This is a genomic window from Mucilaginibacter defluvii (assembly GCF_039543225.1).
GTDB classification, from domain to species: Bacteria; Bacteroidota; Bacteroidia; order Sphingobacteriales; family Sphingobacteriaceae; genus Mucilaginibacter; species Mucilaginibacter defluvii.
The window spans coordinates 2,221,246-2,237,405 of sequence record NZ_BAABJI010000002.1 but is presented as its reverse complement, the minus strand read 5'-3'; the positions used below and the strand labels follow the sequence as shown (position 1 = coordinate 2,237,405).

The 16,160-nt window shown below is 45.0% G+C and carries 17 protein-coding genes; all 17 read left to right on the top strand.

Annotation, left to right across the window (positions count from 1 at the left end; all coding sequences use genetic code 11):
• Positions 1 to 4 precede the first annotated feature (4 nt).
• The gene (locus ABD960_RS16195) at positions 5 to 538 is read left to right on the top strand and encodes an ExbD/TolR family protein (RefSeq protein WP_345332441.1); all 534 of its coding nucleotides are present in this window, start codon (positions 5 to 7) and stop codon (positions 536 to 538) included.
• A 36-nt stretch (positions 539 to 574) separates the two neighbouring features.
• Positions 575 to 1,402 (top strand): energy transducer TonB, encoded by an 828-nt coding sequence (locus ABD960_RS16190; RefSeq protein ID WP_345332438.1) that lies wholly within the window; start codon positions 575 to 577, stop codon positions 1,400 to 1,402.
• A 275-nt stretch (positions 1,403 to 1,677) separates the two neighbouring features.
• Positions 1,678 to 2,550, top strand: a complete 873-nt coding sequence (locus tag ABD960_RS16185; RefSeq protein WP_345332436.1) for a PstS family phosphate ABC transporter substrate-binding protein — start codon at positions 1,678 to 1,680, stop codon at positions 2,548 to 2,550.
• A 15-nt stretch (positions 2,551 to 2,565) separates the two neighbouring features.
• Positions 2,566 to 4,239, top strand: coding sequence for a tetratricopeptide repeat protein (locus tag ABD960_RS16180; protein ID WP_345332433.1), 1,674 nt, complete (start codon positions 2,566 to 2,568; stop codon positions 4,237 to 4,239).
• Between the two features lie 85 nt (positions 4,240 to 4,324).
• On the top strand, positions 4,325 to 4,696 hold the full coding sequence (locus ABD960_RS16175) for an NADH-quinone oxidoreductase subunit A (RefSeq protein WP_232177359.1): 372 nt from the start codon (positions 4,325 to 4,327) through the stop codon (positions 4,694 to 4,696).
• Between the two features lie 122 nt (positions 4,697 to 4,818).
• Positions 4,819 to 5,361, top strand: a complete 543-nt coding sequence (locus ABD960_RS16170) for an NADH-quinone oxidoreductase subunit B (RefSeq protein ID WP_232177357.1) — start codon at positions 4,819 to 4,821, stop codon at positions 5,359 to 5,361.
• A complete protein-coding gene (locus ABD960_RS16165; protein ID WP_345332428.1) occupies positions 5,361 to 5,864 on the top strand; it encodes an NADH-quinone oxidoreductase subunit C in 504 nt (167 codons plus the stop codon). Before ABD960_RS16170 ends, ABD960_RS16165 begins: the two co-directional genes overlap by 1 nt.
• A 5-nt stretch (positions 5,865 to 5,869) precedes the next feature.
• The gene (locus ABD960_RS16160; protein WP_345332426.1) at positions 5,870 to 7,081 is read left to right on the top strand and encodes an NADH-quinone oxidoreductase subunit D; all 1,212 of its coding nucleotides are present in this window, start codon (positions 5,870 to 5,872) and stop codon (positions 7,079 to 7,081) included.
• Complete coding sequence (locus tag ABD960_RS16155; RefSeq protein WP_345332423.1) at positions 7,074 to 7,601, top strand: NADH-quinone oxidoreductase subunit NuoE family protein; 528 nt, start codon at positions 7,074 to 7,076, stop codon at positions 7,599 to 7,601. Before ABD960_RS16160 ends, ABD960_RS16155 begins: the two co-directional genes overlap by 8 nt.
• Positions 7,601 to 8,965: an NADH-quinone oxidoreductase subunit NuoF gene (nuoF, locus tag ABD960_RS16150; RefSeq protein ID WP_345332420.1), complete on the top strand. Its 1,365-nt coding sequence runs from the start codon at positions 7,601 to 7,603 to the stop codon at positions 8,963 to 8,965. The genes ABD960_RS16155 and nuoF overlap by 1 nt, the downstream gene beginning before the upstream one ends.
• 153 nt (positions 8,966 to 9,118) lie before the next feature.
• Positions 9,119 to 10,111 (top strand): NADH-quinone oxidoreductase subunit G, encoded by a 993-nt coding sequence (locus ABD960_RS16145; RefSeq protein ID WP_228950839.1) that lies wholly within the window; start codon positions 9,119 to 9,121, stop codon positions 10,109 to 10,111.
• Entirely contained in the window at positions 10,112 to 11,173 is a 1,062-nt protein-coding gene (gene nuoH, locus ABD960_RS16140; protein ID WP_345332416.1) for an NADH-quinone oxidoreductase subunit NuoH, read from the top strand.
• 16 nt (positions 11,174 to 11,189) lie between these two features.
• Positions 11,190 to 11,687 (top strand): NuoI/complex I 23 kDa subunit family protein, encoded by a 498-nt coding sequence (locus ABD960_RS16135; protein WP_345332413.1) that lies wholly within the window; start codon positions 11,190 to 11,192, stop codon positions 11,685 to 11,687.
• 61 nt (positions 11,688 to 11,748) lie between these two features.
• Positions 11,749 to 12,252: an NADH-quinone oxidoreductase subunit J family protein gene (locus ABD960_RS16130; RefSeq protein ID WP_345332409.1), complete on the top strand. Its 504-nt coding sequence runs from the start codon at positions 11,749 to 11,751 to the stop codon at positions 12,250 to 12,252.
• Positions 12,252 to 12,581: an NADH-quinone oxidoreductase subunit NuoK gene (gene nuoK, locus ABD960_RS16125; protein WP_232177342.1), complete on the top strand. Its 330-nt coding sequence runs from the start codon at positions 12,252 to 12,254 to the stop codon at positions 12,579 to 12,581. The genes ABD960_RS16130 and nuoK overlap by 1 nt, the downstream gene beginning before the upstream one ends.
• Before the next feature lie 150 nt (positions 12,582 to 12,731).
• Entirely contained in the window at positions 12,732 to 14,642 is a 1,911-nt protein-coding gene (gene nuoL / locus ABD960_RS16120; RefSeq protein ID WP_345332404.1) for an NADH-quinone oxidoreductase subunit L, read from the top strand.
• 25 nt (positions 14,643 to 14,667) lie between these two features.
• Positions 14,668 to 16,137: a complex I subunit 4 family protein gene (locus ABD960_RS16115; protein ID WP_345332400.1), complete on the top strand. Its 1,470-nt coding sequence runs from the start codon at positions 14,668 to 14,670 to the stop codon at positions 16,135 to 16,137.
• The last annotated feature ends 23 nt before the right edge of the window (positions 16,138 to 16,160 follow it).

Genomic DNA, 16,160 nt, shown 5'->3' with positions numbered 1-16,160 from the left:
ATAGATGGCAGAATTAGATACCTCCGGCGGGGGTGGGAAAAAAGGTGGAAAGGTAAGAAGTAAAAAGCAATCAACCCGCGTTGACTTAACAGCGATGGTGGATTTGGCTTTCCTTCTGATCACTTTCTTCATCATGACGACCACCCTGTCAAAACCAAAGGCGATGGACGTTGCCATGCCGGATAAGGACGAAAAGCAGGATAATCAGCTTGATGTAGCTGCATCGCGTACCATGACTTTACTTTTAGGTAAAGACAATAAGCTGATGTGGTATATCGGTGAGCCTGGCAAAACAGCTCCTGAAGTTGAAGGTTACGGTAAAAAAGGTCTGCGCCAAACCCTGCTTGATAAGAGCAAGGAGGTGCAGGAAAAAACCGGTAAGTTCATGTTCGTGATCATTAAACCAAGTAATAAATCAGTTTATAAAAACATGGTTGACGCGCTTGACGAAATTGCGATCACTAACATTCAATCGTACGGTTTTGCCGAAATTTTACCTGTAGAAACGAAACTGTTACAAGAACAGGGTTTATATTAATTAACTGTTTAATACATTAAAGTAAAGCCTAAAATAATGTTAGGATCAAAATTAGATATATTAAAACAGGAATGGATTGATGTAGTATTCAGCGATCGTAATAAAGCATACGGTGCCTATGAATTAAGAAAGTCTAACTCGAAACGTACGGGGCAGGCGCTATTAATAGGCATTACGGTGTTTGTGGTTGTCGTGTCAATGCCTACTATCATCAATAAGATAAAAGGGTTCATTCCGAAAGCGCCGGAGAAGGTTAAAATAACCGATGTGGTGCTTACCCCTCCGCCACCGGTGGATCAAACTAAAAAACCACCTCCGCCGGCACCTGAGCCGCCGAAACCGAAGGTTGACCAGATAAAATTTCCGCCTCCGGTGGTAAAGCCTGACGACCAGGTAGTGGAAAAAGATCCGCCAACTGTTAAGGAGCTTGAGGTTGCTGACCCTGGTCAGAAAGACCAGAAAGGTGACCCGAACGCCGAAATACGTATTGACGAGCCGGTAGGTAACTCTGACGTAAAACAGGTGATTGAGAGCGACCCGAACGAGATATTTACCGCGGTTGAAACCCAGCCCGCTTTTCCGGGTGGTTTAGCTGCTTTCGGTAACTATCTGACCAAAAACATCCGTTACCCGGCAGTTGCCCGCGAAAACAACGTTCAAGGCCGTGTGTTCGTGCAGTTCGTTGTTGAACGAGACGGATCATTAACTGATATTACGGTATTGCGTGGTATTGGTAGCGGTTGCGACGAAGAAGCTGTGCGTGTATTAAAAAAATCACCGAAATGGACCCCTGGTATCCAGAATGGCCGTCCGGTACGTGTACAATACACCGTTCCAATCGCGTTTAACTTAGCAAGCGAATAATTGCATATAAATGTCATTTAATTCAAATTCAAAGCAAAAATCGCCCAAAAGGCGATTTTTGCTTATTTTAGGGGTTATTACGTTCATAAGCGTTACTGCGCTTGGGCTAATGATCATGTTTTGGGATGCCATGAATTTGCCCTTGGCCGATTGGCAACGGTATTTGTGTGGCGCCTTTTTTATTTTTTATGGGATACTCAGGTTTTCACGTTTATTAAAAAAGGATGATGACGAAAGCTAATATTAAGTTCAGTTGCTTATGTGGGATCGTATTTTTGTTAACAGCCTGCGGGTCAGGTACTGATAAGGCGACCAAGCCGCTTGACGGATTCGCCGAAGGGGAAATCAAAGTATTGGCCGATGAGTCGTTCGAGCCCATTGTGGCTGAAGAGCAGGTGGTGTTTGAAAGTTTATATAGCAAAGCCAAGCTGGATATACACTACATGTCAGAAAATGAGCTGCTCAACCTTTTTTTAAACGACAGCATAAGCGTGGCCATTATGTCGCGCGAGCTTACGCCGGTTGAAAAAAAAATATTTGACGAGCGTAAATTACCGCCCGATGTTAACAAGTTCGCTGTAGACGCAGTAGCATTAATCGTCAGTAAAAAATCGGCCGATACGCTTATCACCGTATCTGAAATAAAAAAAATGTTGAACGGGGGTACTAAAACCGACCAAAACATCGTTTTTGATAATCCGAACTCCAGTATAGTACGGTACCTGAAAAACTTATCAGGCAATAAAGATCTTAAACAAAAGAATATTTATGCCCTCAAATCAAACAAAGAGGTTATCAAATATGTAAGTGAACATGAGGGCGCGATAGGAATAGTTGGTTTCAGTTGGTTAAATGATCCCGATGATGACTATGCCCCGTACGTACGCAAAGTGCAGATTATGGGTGTGCGCGATGATACTAACAAAAAGTACTCTAACGATTACTTTAAACCATCACAGACTTCGCTTGTCTTAAAACAGTACCCGCTAAGCAGAGAGCTGTATATATTAAACAGTACCGGCAGGGTAGGATTGGGCACGGGATTTGCATCATTTTTGGCAAGCGAACGAGGACAGCGTATAATACTGAAGTCGGGCTTATTGCCTGATTCAATCCCGCGCAGGGAAATAAACATAAAGAAAGAGTAAATTAAAATTAATTAGATGAAAGAGATCAGTAAAATTGCCACCGCAGCATTACCACTGATGCTTATGGGTTCATCAGTTTTTTCGCAAAGTTTAGACGACGCCAAAAAAGCTATTGACGCCGAGCAGTATCAGAAAGCAAAATCAATGCTTAAAAACCTTACCCAAACTCAGGCCGATAAGGATGAGAACTATTTTTACCTGGGTTGGGTGTATATATTGCAGGATTATCCTGATTCAGCTAAGGCCGTGTTTACACAAGGCATAGCTAAAAACCCCAAATCAGCGTTAAATTATGCCGGTTTGGGCGCTGTAGCCCGTTTAGAGAAAAACTCCGCGGGCGCTACTACTAATTTTAATCAGGCCATCAGCCAGGCCGGTAAAAACAGCACGCCGTATTTGTACGTAGGTGAAGCCTATTTACTCGATCCGGCTGATGCTAAAGCTGCCGCCGATGTTTTGGCCAAAGGTAAAGCCGTTAACGCTAAAGATGCCGCTTTGCTGGTTGAGTTAGGTAACGCAAACCGTTTGCTGGTAAAAAGCAGCGATGCTTTAACCAATTATCAAGAAGCTTTGGCTGTCGATCCAAAATCAGCCGCTGCTACCGTTGCTAAGGGCGTGCTTTGGAGATATGCTAATAACTTTGAGCAATCAGAAGCTGAATATAAAGCTGCGTTAGCCATTAACCCTAACTACGGTCCTGCTTACCGTGAGTGGGCGGAAACTGACCTGCGTTGGGCGTTTAATGACCCCAAAATGGCATCGGTTAAAGTTAAAGAAGGCGTTGAGAACTATAAAAAATACCTGAGCTTAACTGACCGTTCTATAGAATCGCGTATGCGTTATGCCGACTTTTTATTAGCAGCAGGTGATTATCCGACATTACAGGCTGAAGTTGCTGAATTAGAAAAGCTTCCTGGCGCTAACACGAATCTTAAAATCTATCGTTATAAAGCCTATGCTGCTTACGAGAATAAGGATTACCCAGCCGCATTAGCCGGTATGAAAAAATTCATGGCCGAAGCTGGTGAAAAACGTATTATACCGCGCGATTATTTGTATTTAGGGCGTATTCAAATTGCTTCAGGAGATGATTCATCAGGTATCAATAACCTGAAGAAAGCGGTAGAGTTAGACACTACGCAGGCAGAGCTTTATGCCGAAATTGCTAAAACTCTTTACCAAAAGAAAAAGTATGTTGAAGCCGGTGACGCTTATAACGAGTTCACCCAAAAAGGTGGTCGCGCTGTTAAACTTACCGATTATTTTTATGAGGGTTTAAGTTACTATTTTGGTTACGACGCTAAAAAAGGTAACGAAGAAGTGTTGACTAAAGCCGATAGCGCGTTTAGCTATATCATTCAGAAAACTGCTAATCAGCCGTTTGCTGATGCGTATCTTTACCGTGCACGTGTAAACGAGATGAAGGAAAAAGACCGTAACAACATAGTAGGTTACGCTAAACCTTTCTACGAAAAATATATTGAGGTAGTAACTGCTAAAGGTGCTCCTGATGATAAAGCCAAAAAAGGCTTAAGTGAAGCTTATGTTTACTTAGGCAACTACGCTGCTTACAAAGAAAAGGATAACGCCAAGGCTACTGAAAACTTTACTAAAGCCAGAGAGTTGGATCCAACCAATAAATCGGTATTAGCATTTTTCTCTAAAAAGGGCGGAGCAACCGGTAAATAACCGGAGCTCAAACCATAAAAACTATTAAAGGTCTCATTAAAAAATGAGACCTTTTTTATTTGAAACCCATCATTATATTTGCAATATGGAAGCACAAAGTTTACCGATCAACTTCTTGCCTATCATTTTTCAAATGGTAGTGGCACTTGGTTTTGTATTTACCACCATGTTTGTAACCCACAAAATTGGCCCTAAACGCAAAACCAATGATAAGCTTACGCCCTTTGAGTCAGGTATAGAAGTAGTAGGTAACGCGCGTACGCCTATTTCCATCAAATACTTCCTGGTAGCCATTCTGTTTGTGCTGTTTGATGTTGAGGTGATCTTTATGTACCCATGGGCTATAAACTTTAAAGAGCTGGGCAAAACCGGCATGATCGAGATGTTTATTTTCATGGGCACCTTACTGCTCGGCTTTATCTACATTATCCGCAAACGCGCCCTTGAGTGGGATTGAGTTTAGATTGATTCTAAATACCTCATACGTAGCCTTTCTGGTGGTTTTAGCTGGTATTTTATTATAAATTTGTGGTGTAAGGCGGTCTTTTTGCCTGCAAGCCTAAGTTTATAATTTGATTCATGAGTGATATTCAAATAGTTAACGCCCCTCCGGGTGTTGAAGGTTCAGGGTTCTTTGCTACATCGCTTGATAAAGCTATCGGGTTGGCCCGTTCACACTCGTTATGGCCCCTTCCGTTCGCCACATCATGCTGCGGCATTGAGTTTATGGCTACAATGGGCTCACATTATGACCTTTCCCGTTTCGGTGCCGAGCGTTTAAGCTTTTCGCCACGCCAGGCCGACCTGCTGATGGTGATGGGTACCATATCTAAAAAAATGGCCCCGGTACTGCGCCAGGTGTACCTGCAAATGGCTGAACCTCGTTGGGTGATGGCCGTAGGTGCATGCGCTTCAAGCGGTGGTATATTTGATACTTATTCGGTATTGCAGGGTATTGACGAGGTGATACCCGTTGATGTTTATGTGCCTGGTTGCCCGCCACGCCCCGAAGCCATTATTGATGGTTTTATGAATATTCAGAAACTGGTACAAACCGAGTCGCTGCGCCGCCGTAACGAACCGAAGTACCAGGAACTTTTAGCTAAATACGGAATTCAGTAATGGGTAAAATAACCAATCAGGAAGTTTTAGATAAGATAGCCGCTAAGTTTGGCGACCAGGTAAGCGTAATTGGCGAACCACATAGTTTGCTTACTGTTGAAACCGGCCGCGAGCAGATCATCGATCTGCTGACTTTTTTAAAGAATGATGCTACGCTGCAATTTATTTTTTTAACAGACATTACGGCTATCCACTATCCTGAACAGGAAAAACCTATCGGCATTATATATCATCTGCACAGCTTGGTAAATAATGTACGCATCCGCATAAAGGTATTTGTGGCCGATGGTGATGTGCACATGCCAACCGCTACGGTGTTATGGGATGGTGCTAACTGGATGGAACGCGAAACCTACGACTTTTTTGGCGTTGTGTTTGACGGCCACCCCGACCTGCGCCGCATACTAAATGTTGACGATATGACGGTTTTCCCGATGCGTAAGGAGTACCCATTGGAAGACCCGAACCGTGTAGATAAGAAAGATTACTTTTTTGGAAGATAATAAGCATGCAGAATCCTCCTGTATTTTTTGATAACGATCCGCAGAGCGAACTCTCAACCCTTAACCTGGGGCCAACGCACCCGGCTACGCATGGCGTTTTTCAAAACGTGTTGCAAATGGACGGTGAGCGCATTGTAAGCGGCGTATCAACCATTGGCTATATACATCGCGCGTTTGAAAAAATTGCCGAGCACAGGCCATTTTACCAGATCACCCCGCTTACCGACAGGCTGAACTATTGCTCATCACCTATAAATAACATGGGCTGGCACATGACGGTTGAAAAGCTGGCCGGTATTACCACGCCTAAGCGTGTGGACTACATGCGCGTGATCATCATGGAACTTGCCCGTATTGCCGACCACATTATTTGTAATGGTGTATTGGGCGTTGATACCGGCGCTTTCACAGGCTTTTTGTACATGATGGAATACCGTGAGGAGATCTACGAAATCTATGAGGAGATCTGCGGTTCGCGCCTTACTACTAATATTGGCCGTATAGGCGGGTTTGAACGCAACTTTAATACCATCGCGTTTAACAAGATCCGCAAGTTTGTAAAAGCATTTCCGGCGGTATTAAAGGAGTTTGAGAATCTATTTAACCGCAACCGTATATTTATTGACCGTACCAAAGGCGTTGCCCCGGTAACTGCCGAAACGGCGCTAAGCTACAGCTGGAGCGGCCCTTTATTGCGTGCTACCGGTATTGACTACGACGTGCGCGTCATGGAGCCTTACTCATCGTATGAGGAATTTGATTTCGAGATTCCGGTAGGTGAAAACGGCGATGTTTACAGCCGCTTTTTGGTACGTAACGAAGAGATGAAGCAAAGCCTGCGCATTATTGAGCAAGCTTTAAACAAGATAGAAAAGGAACCTGCGGATATATTCCATGCCAACGTGCCGGAATTTTACCTGCCTCCCAAAGAGGAAGTGTATAACAACATGGAAGCTTTGATCTACCACTTTAAAATAGTGATGGGTGAGGTAGAAACGCCGGTTACCGAGGTATATCACGCGGTTGAAGGCGCTAACGGCGAGTTGGGTTTTTACCTGGTTAACGATGGTGGCCGCTCGCCTTACCGTTTGCACTTCCGCAGGCCGAGCTTTATAAATTACCAGATGTACGCGCCCATGAGCCAGGGCATGTTACTGTCTGACGCGATAATTAACATGAGTAGTTTAAACGTTATAGCGGGAGAATTAGATGCTTAGGGTTGAAGATACCGAGCAGGCACCTGTTGAGTTTTCAGCAGCGCTGATCGCTAAGTTTGATGATATAAAAAGCCGTTATCCGGAAGGAAAGCAAAAATCGGCCTTGCTGCCTATTTTGCACGAAACACAGGCCGAGTTTGGCTGGTTGAGCACCCCTGCCATGGATAAGGTAGCCGCTTACCTGGATATTTTACCTATTGAGGTTTATGAGGTGGCTACATTTTACACCATGTACTTTATGCGCCCGCAAGGCAAATATGTACTGGAGGTTTGCCGTACAGGCCCTTGCTGCCTGGTAGGTGCCGAAAAAATAATGGATTATATTGAGCAGCAGTTAGGTGTTAAAGAAGGCGAAGTTACTGCCGACGGTTTATTTAGCTGGAGAGGAGTGGAGTGTTTGGCAGCTTGCGGCTTTGGCCCGGTACTGCAAATAGGCCCTGAATATACCTTTTACGAGAACCTGACCACCCAATCGGTTGATACTTTAATAGCGGACTTGAAAGCAAAGGCAAATAACTAATGGGACGCAAATTATTATTAGAACATATTAACGTACCCGGCATCAACACGCTGGAGGTATACCGCCAAAAGGGCGGTTACGCCGCTGTTGAAAAAGCGCTGAAAACACTGACTCCTGACGAGGTTGTGGAGGAAGTAAAAAAATCGGGCTTGCGTGGCCGTGGTGGTGCAGGTTTTCCTACCGGGATGAAGTGGAGTTTTTTGGCCAAGCCTGAAGGCGTGCCCCGTTACCTGGTTTGTAATGCCGATGAATCAGAACCCGGTACTTTTAAAGACCGTTACCTGATGACGTACATCCCTCACTTATTAATTGAGGGAATGATTGCGGCCAGTTACGCCCTTGGTGCCAATACATCATACATCTACGTTCGCGGCGAAATGATGCCGCAGATACGCATACTGGAAAGAGCCATTGCCGAAGCTAAAAACGCGGGCTTATTAGGCAAAAATATATTCGGTACCGGTTACAATCTGGAGCTGTACGTGCAGCCCGGGGGCGGTGCCTACATCTGCGGTGAAGAAACCGCTCTGCTGGAATCATTGGAAGGTAAGCGTGGTAACCCGCGTATTAAGCCGCCATTCCCGGCTATCGCGGGTTTGTATGGTTGCCCAACGGTGGTTAATAACGTGGAATCAATTGCTGCCGTAGTGCCAATTATCAACGAGGGTGGCGACGAGTATGCCAAAATAGGCATCGGCCGCAGTACAGGCACTAAACTGATCTCGGCATCGGGCAACCTTAAAAAGCCGGGTGTTTATGAAATTGAGCTGGGCGTACCGGTTGAAGAATTTATTTACAGCGATGAATATTGCGGCGGTATAGCCAACGGCAAACGCCTTAAAGCGGTAGTAGCGGGCGGTTCATCAGTGCCGATATTACCAGCTAACCTGATCTTAAAAACCATCAACAACGAAGCAAGGCTGATGAGCTATGAGTCATTGTCTGACGGTGGTTTTGCTACCGGCTCCATGATGGGTTCGGGTGGTTTTATTGCCTTTGATGAAGATCAGTGCATTGTACGTAACACCTGGAATTTCTCCCGTTTTTACCACCACGAAAGCTGCGGACAATGTTCGCCATGCCGTGAAGGTACAGGCTGGATGGAAAAGGTTTTGCACCGCCTGGAATATGGCCACGGCAAAATGAGCGATATGGATTTGCTGGTTGATGTCTCTAAAAAAATTGAAGGTAATACGATTTGTCCGCTGGGTGACGCGGCAGCCTGGCCGGTAGCCAGTGCCATACGCCACTTTAGGGATGAGTTTGAGTGGCATGTTACCAATGCTGCCGAAGCTACATCACGCAATTACGGTTTGGCTAACTATGCCGATCCGTTGCCGAAGGTGGAAAAGGCGGAAGCATAACAAGGATTAAAAAGGTTGTCCCCCTGAGCCTGTCGAAGGGATAAACGCCGGACAGAGTCGGCCAATGCTTCGACAAGCTCAACAAGACAAGGAAATAAAGAAAAAGTCTTAAAAGTCCATCATCAATGAGATGGGGATTTGTGAGGAATAAAAATGAAAGTAACGATAGACGGAATCACTGTTGACGTAGAACCCGGAACAAGCATCCTGAATGCCGCGAGGCAGATAGGTGGCGATATTGTTCCGCCTGCTATGTGTTATTACTCAAAGCTTGAGGGCAGCGGCGGTAAATGCCGTACCTGTTTGGTTAAGGTAAGCAAAGGCTCTGAAAAAGACCCACGCCCTATGCCCAAGCTGGTAGCATCATGCCGTACCACGGTAATGGATGGCATGGAGGTGCAAAACATTACTTCGCCTGAGGTTATTGAAGCGCGTAAAGGCGTAGTAGAGATGCTGCTGATCAACCACCCGCTGGATTGCCCGGTGTGCGACCAGGCCGGAGAATGCCACCTGCAGGATCTGGGTTATGAGCATGGCGCCGCAAAAACCCGTTACGAGTTTGACCGCCGTACGTTTGAAAAGATTGACATTGGCGATAAGATACAATTGCACATGACGCGCTGCATACTTTGCTACCGCTGCGTGTTCACGGCTGACCAGATTACCAATACCCGCCTGCACGGTATACTTAACCGTGGCGATCACTCTGAAATATCTACCTATATACAAAAAGCGGTTGATAACGATTTTTCAGGAAACGTGATTGATGTGTGCCCGGTAGGCGCGTTAACCGATAAAACCTTCCGTTTCAAAAATAGGGTATGGTTTACCAAGCCGGTTGAAGCACACCGCGATTGCGATAAATGCTGTGGAAAGGTAACGCTTTGGTACAAAGGTGAGGACGTGATCAGGGTAACAGGCCGTAAAGATGTTTATGGTGAGGTAGAGGAATTTATTTGCAACACCTGCCGTTTTGATAAAAAGAAAACAGCCGACTGGACAATAGAAGGCCCACGCAAGGTATCGCATAAATCAGTGATTAGCGCTAACCATTACGAAACCATGAAGCCGCTGCCGGTGGTAAAAACTAACCCGCTGTTGCAGGAAGCCAATAAAGAACAATTTGAACGCGAAACACGCCTGTAAATGGAATTGACAGACATTATAGTAAAGTTTATACTAATCGTAATTGTATTTGCTATCAGCCTGGTGGTAGCCATGTACTCTACTTATGCCGAGCGTAAAATAGCCGCCTTTTTTCAGGATCGGGTGGGCCCTAACCGTGCCGGTCCGTTCGGTATGTTACAACCACTGGCTGATGGTGCCAAAATGTTTTTAAAGGAGGAGATCATCCCCACAAGGGCAAGCGGATTACTGTTTATCGTAGGGCCATCGCTAGCAATATTAACGGCCTGTATTGGTTCGGCGGTTATTCCATGGGGGCAAAAGCTTACCATCGGTTCAACGATAATTGATCTGCAGGTTACTGATATTAACGTGGGCATCCTGTACATTTTTGGTGTGGTATCATTAGGTGTTTACGGCATCATGATAGGTGGCTGGGCATCAAATAATAAATACTCACTGCTGGGCGCTATCCGTGCGGCATCACAAAATATCAGCTACGAAATTTCAATGGGGCTTTCTATTATCGCCCTATTACTGGTAACCGGCTCGTTAAGCCTACGCGAGATCGCGGAGCAGCAACATAGCTTTTGGCAAGGTGGTTTACCCTGGGAGGGTGGCTGGTTTACCTGGAACTTTTTTAAGCAGCCGCTGGGTTTCATGATCTTCATCGTATGTGCTTTTGCCGAAACTAACCGTACCCCATTTGACTTACCGGAATGCGAAACGGAGCTGGTAGGTGGTTATCATACCGAATATTCATCCATGAAACTGGGCTTTTACCTATTTGCCGAATACATCAACATGTTCGTTTCGTCAGCAGTAATGGCTACACTTTATTTTGGCGGTTACAATTTTCCGTTTATGGATAGCCTGGGCCTGTCGGCCAACTGGATCGCCATTATTGGTGTGATCGTGCTGTTTGCTAAAATATTCGCGTTCATCTTCTTCTTCATGTGGATTCGCTGGACCATCCCGCGTTTCCGTTACGATCAATTGATGAACCTGGGCTGGAAAACCCTGATACCGTTGGCCATTGCCAATATTGTGATAACAGGTATTGTTGTTACGCTTTTAAATTAATGTGGAGTTTGTATAAATGGAATCATTAAGCAATAGAAAAAAAGTACTTGAAGTAAAGCCGCTCAATATTTGGGAGCGCGCTTATTTGCCTGCTATTTTTAAAGGGCTGGCAATTACGATGAAGCACTTTTTTAAGAAACCGGTGACCATCAAATACCCGGAGCAAAAACGTGAGTTCTCTGAAAACTTCAGGGGTATGCACTCGCTAAAGCGTGATGAGGATGGTCGTGAGCGTTGTACAGCCTGTGGTTTGTGCGCGCTATCATGCCCGGCAGAGGCTATCACCATGACGGCTGCCGAACGCCAGAAAGGTGAGGAGAACCTTTATCGTGAAGAAAAGTACGCTGCCGTTTACGAGATCAATATGCTGCGCTGTATTTTTTGCGGATTATGCGAGGAGGCCTGCCCTAAAGAAGCTATCTACCTGGATGGTGATATTGTACCGGCCGATTACCTGCGCAAGGATTTTATTTATGGTAAGGATAAATTAGTGGAAGCGCCCTTAAACCAATAAAAAGAAGTTTTATACCTTAGCCTGCGGATTACGGCGGGCAAGGTGTTTTTCAATACTAAACATGAGTACATTTTACTTCATCGCATTCCTGTCCATATTTTTTGCGATACTGGTTATTACAGCACGTAACCCCGTGCACAGTATATTATACCTGGTATTAACCTTTTTTACGTTCACTGTACATTACATTTTGTTGAACGCGCAATTTTTGGCCATTGTGAATTTTATTGTTTACATGGGGGCCATACTGGTACTTTTCCTGTACACGCTCATGCTCATGAACCTGAACAAGGATAATGAGCCCATGAAATCAAACATCGTAAAAATAGCGGCCGTGTTTGGCGGCGGCTGCCTGCTGGTAACCGTTGTGGCATCGCTAAAAACAATGGCGGTGTCTCAGCCGGTAGTACTGCAAAACCCTGACCTCGGTTTGGTAAAAAACCTGGGCAAGGTGCTGTTTAATGAGTTTTTATTGCCGTTCGAGGTATCGTCGCTACTGCTGCTGTCAGCAATGGTGGGCGCTGTTCTGTTGGCAACCAAGGATAAACAACCTAAAACAATCTGATGGAAAGCTTTACTAACGCTATACAATCAGTGCCGCTTAACCATTATATTTTGTTAAGCGCCATCATATTTACCATAGGGGTAATTGGCGTATTACTGCGCCGCAATGCCATCATCATTTTTATGTCGGTTGAGCTGATGCTTAACGCGGTTAACCTGCTGCTTACCGCATTCTCGGTGTACCGGGGTGATGCTGCAGGGCAGGTGTTCGTATTTTTTATTATGGCGCTGGCCGCTGCCGAGGTAGCTATCGGGCTGGCCATCATCGTAATGATCTACCGTAACACCAACTCACTGGATATTAATGTGCTGAACAGGCTGAAATGGTAATAGCCCCTCCCGGCCTCCCCTAAAGGGGAGGAGATACGAGGTTAGTATTAGAATAAATATAATTGAACTAAGATATACGTCATTGCGAGGTACGAAGCAATCTCCGGATAAGCGAACTCCACAAATGACAGTTAAGAGATACACTTAAACATGGACAAATACATCTGGCTTATTCCTTTACTACCGTTAGCCGGTTTTGTTATAAACGGGCTTGGGCGTAATGCTTTGCCTAAAAATTTAATCGGCGCTATCGGCAGCCTGTTGGTGCTGGTATCATTTGGGTTAAGCGTGACTACCTTTTTCCAGATCAAGTCATCAGGTGTACCTATTAATGTGGAACTGTACAATTGGTTCACGGTAGGCAACCTGAATGTATCGTTCGCTTTTCTGATCGACCAATTGAGCGCCATTATGCTGCTCATCATCACGGGTGTAGGCTTTTTGATCCATTTATATTCTATCGGCTATATGCACCATGATAAAGGCTTTGGTAAGTTTTTCGCTTACTTAAACTTATTCGTGTTTTTTATGCTGTTGCTGGTAATGGGCTCCAACTACTTGGTTATGTTTATCGGCTGGGAAGGCGTGGGCTTGTGCTCATACCTACTGATCGGTTTCTGGTTCAATAACCCAAGCTATGCCGATGCCGCTAAAAAAGCGTTTGTAATGAACCGCATTGGCGATTTGGGTTTCCTAATCGCAGTGTTCCTGATATTCAATACGTTTGGCAGCATCAGCTTCGCGGATGTATTCAGCAAGGCTGCTGCCATGCAGTCGGGTGATAGTACCATTCTACTAATTACGTTGCTGCTGTTTGTAGGCGCTACCGGCAAATCGGCACAAATACCCTTATTTACCTGGCTGCCAGACGCGATGGCCGGTCCAACCCCAGTATCGGCGCTGATTCACGCCGCGACAATGGTTACTGCAGGTATCTATATGATAGCCCGCTCAAATATTTTGTTTACGCTGGCGCCGGTGACTTTAGAAGTCATCTCTATTGTTGGTATGGCAACCGCTGCATTCGCCGCGCTTATAGCCCTTACACAAACCGATATAAAAAAGGTACTGGCTTATTCAACCGTATCGCAATTGGGTTATATGTTTTTAGGTTTAGGCGTTGGTGCTTATACCGGTGCTTTTTTCCACGTGTTAACGCACGCTTTCTTCAAAGCATTGTTGTTCCTTGGTGCCGGTTCGGTTATCCACGGCATGAGCAACGAGCAGGATATGCGTAAAATGGGCGGATTGCGCGGGAAACTACCGGTTACGTTTTACACCATGCTTATTGGTACTATCGCTATAGCGGGTATACCGCCGTTCGCGGGTTTCTTTTCAAAGGACGAAATACTGGCGCATGCTTTTGAGCATAGCACCACATTATATGTTTTAGGCGTTATCACTGCAGGGTTAACCTCATTCTATATGTTCCGTATGATGTTTCTTACGTTCTACGGAAAATTCCGCGGCACGCATGAACAGGAGCACCATTTGCATGAGTCACCCGCTACCATGACCATCCCGCTTATAGTATTAGCTATCCTTTCAATAGTAGGTGGGTTTATCGGCGTGCCTGAAGTATTGGGCGGTCACCATGAACTGGGCGCATTTCTGGCACCGGTTTTTGAGCCATCAGCAAAACTTACCGGCGAGGCGCATCATCTGTCGCACAACATCGAGTATATCTTGATGGGGGTGTCAGTTGGTGCGGCTTTAATTGCATTGCTGTATGCGTATACTAAGTATTTAAGCGGTAAGCATGTTCCGGTTGCTGATAACGAGGAACGCCATGTGCTGGCAAAACTGTCATACCATAAATTCTATGTTGATGAGTTATATGACTTCCTGGTTCGCCGTCCATTGGATGCTCTTTCGGTATTCTTTTACAAGGTTGTTGATCTGCTGGGTATTGATGGCCTGGTAAACGGCCTCGGCAAAGGCTCAGTTGAAGCAAGTAAAGGCCTGCGCCTGTTGCAAACGGGCAATGTAGGTTTCTATATATTTATGATGGTTATAGGTATTGTGGCAGTGCTGCTATACGGTTACACCTTAATTAATTAAAAAACGCAAGCGTTAAGTTGATAAAATGACGGTTAGTATTCTACTTTTTTTACCTGTAATTGCCGCTGTAATTACCGCCTTTATTAAAAATGGCGCGGCCAAGCATGTGGCGTTATTTTTTGCTGTTGCCGAGCTGGCTGTAGCGTTATTGCTTTTAACCCGTTTTGTGCCTGATGCTTCTGTACAGTTCAGCGTTAGCTATCCCTGGTTACCTAAATTTGGTATTTATTTTACGGCAGGTATTGATGGCATTAGCATGATTATGGTGTTACTCACCACCGTACTTGTTCCGCTTATTATACTCACTACGTATCAGCATCAATATAAAAACGCAGGTGCTTTTTATGCGCTTATCCTGTTTATGCAAGCTGGTATGTTAACAGTATTCACTGCGCTTAACGGCTTTTTATTTTATGTGGGCTGGGAAGCGGCATTGATACCCATCTACTTTATCTGCGGTTTGTGGGGCGGCGAAAACCGCATTCGTATCACTATCAAGTTCTTTATTTACACCTTCGCGGGTTCGCTGTTCATGCTGTTAGGCCTTATCTATTTGTACATGCACAGTCCGGCAAAAACATACGAGCTGAGCAATTTAACCAGTATGGGTTTAACTAACCTGCAGCAGGCCTGGTTATTCTGGGCGTTCTTTATTGCTTTTGCAATCAAAATGCCGGTATTCCCATTCCATACCTGGCAGCCTGATACCTATACCGTATCGCCATCAGCCGGCACTATGTTGCTTTCGGGTATTATGTTAAAAATGGGTATATACGGCGTTATCCGCTGGTTGCTGCCTAACGTGCCAGTAGGCTTTTTAATATGGCAGAACATCGTGATCATATTAGCGGTGATCGGTATTGTTTATGCCTCGCTGATTGCGTTTAATCAAAAAGATGGTAAACGCCTGGTGGCATATTCATCAATAGCACACGTTGGTCTAATAGCGGCGGGCATCTTTGCATACAATACCCAGGGTATGCAAGGCGCATTGATCCAAATGATAAACCACGGTGTTAACGTAGTCGGGTTGTTCTTTGTGTGGGACATCATCAGCCGCAGGTTAAACACGCGCGATATCAGTTTGATGGGCGGCATTGCCAAGGTGGCGCCTCAGTTTGCTATAGCATTTTTGATTATCACCCTCGGAACAGTTGCCCTGCCATTAACCAATGGTTTTATCGGTGAGTTTTTATTGTTAAAGGCGGTATTTAATTACAATATATGGATAGCTGCTGTTGCTGGCTTGACCATCATATTCGGAGCGGTGTATATGCTGCGCATGTACAAGCAGGTAATGCATGGCGAAACCAATGAATTGACTGCCCTGTTTACGGATATTACAGGTACCGAAAAACTGGTTTTAGGAATTATATGTACGCTCATCATTGTGTTGGGCGTATATCCGCAACCATTATTACACATATCCGAAGCAGCAGTTAACACCCTGCTTGCCGATATTAGTCAGAAAGTATCGGCAATGACGAGTAAGTAATTTAGAATTTAGAGTTTCAAATT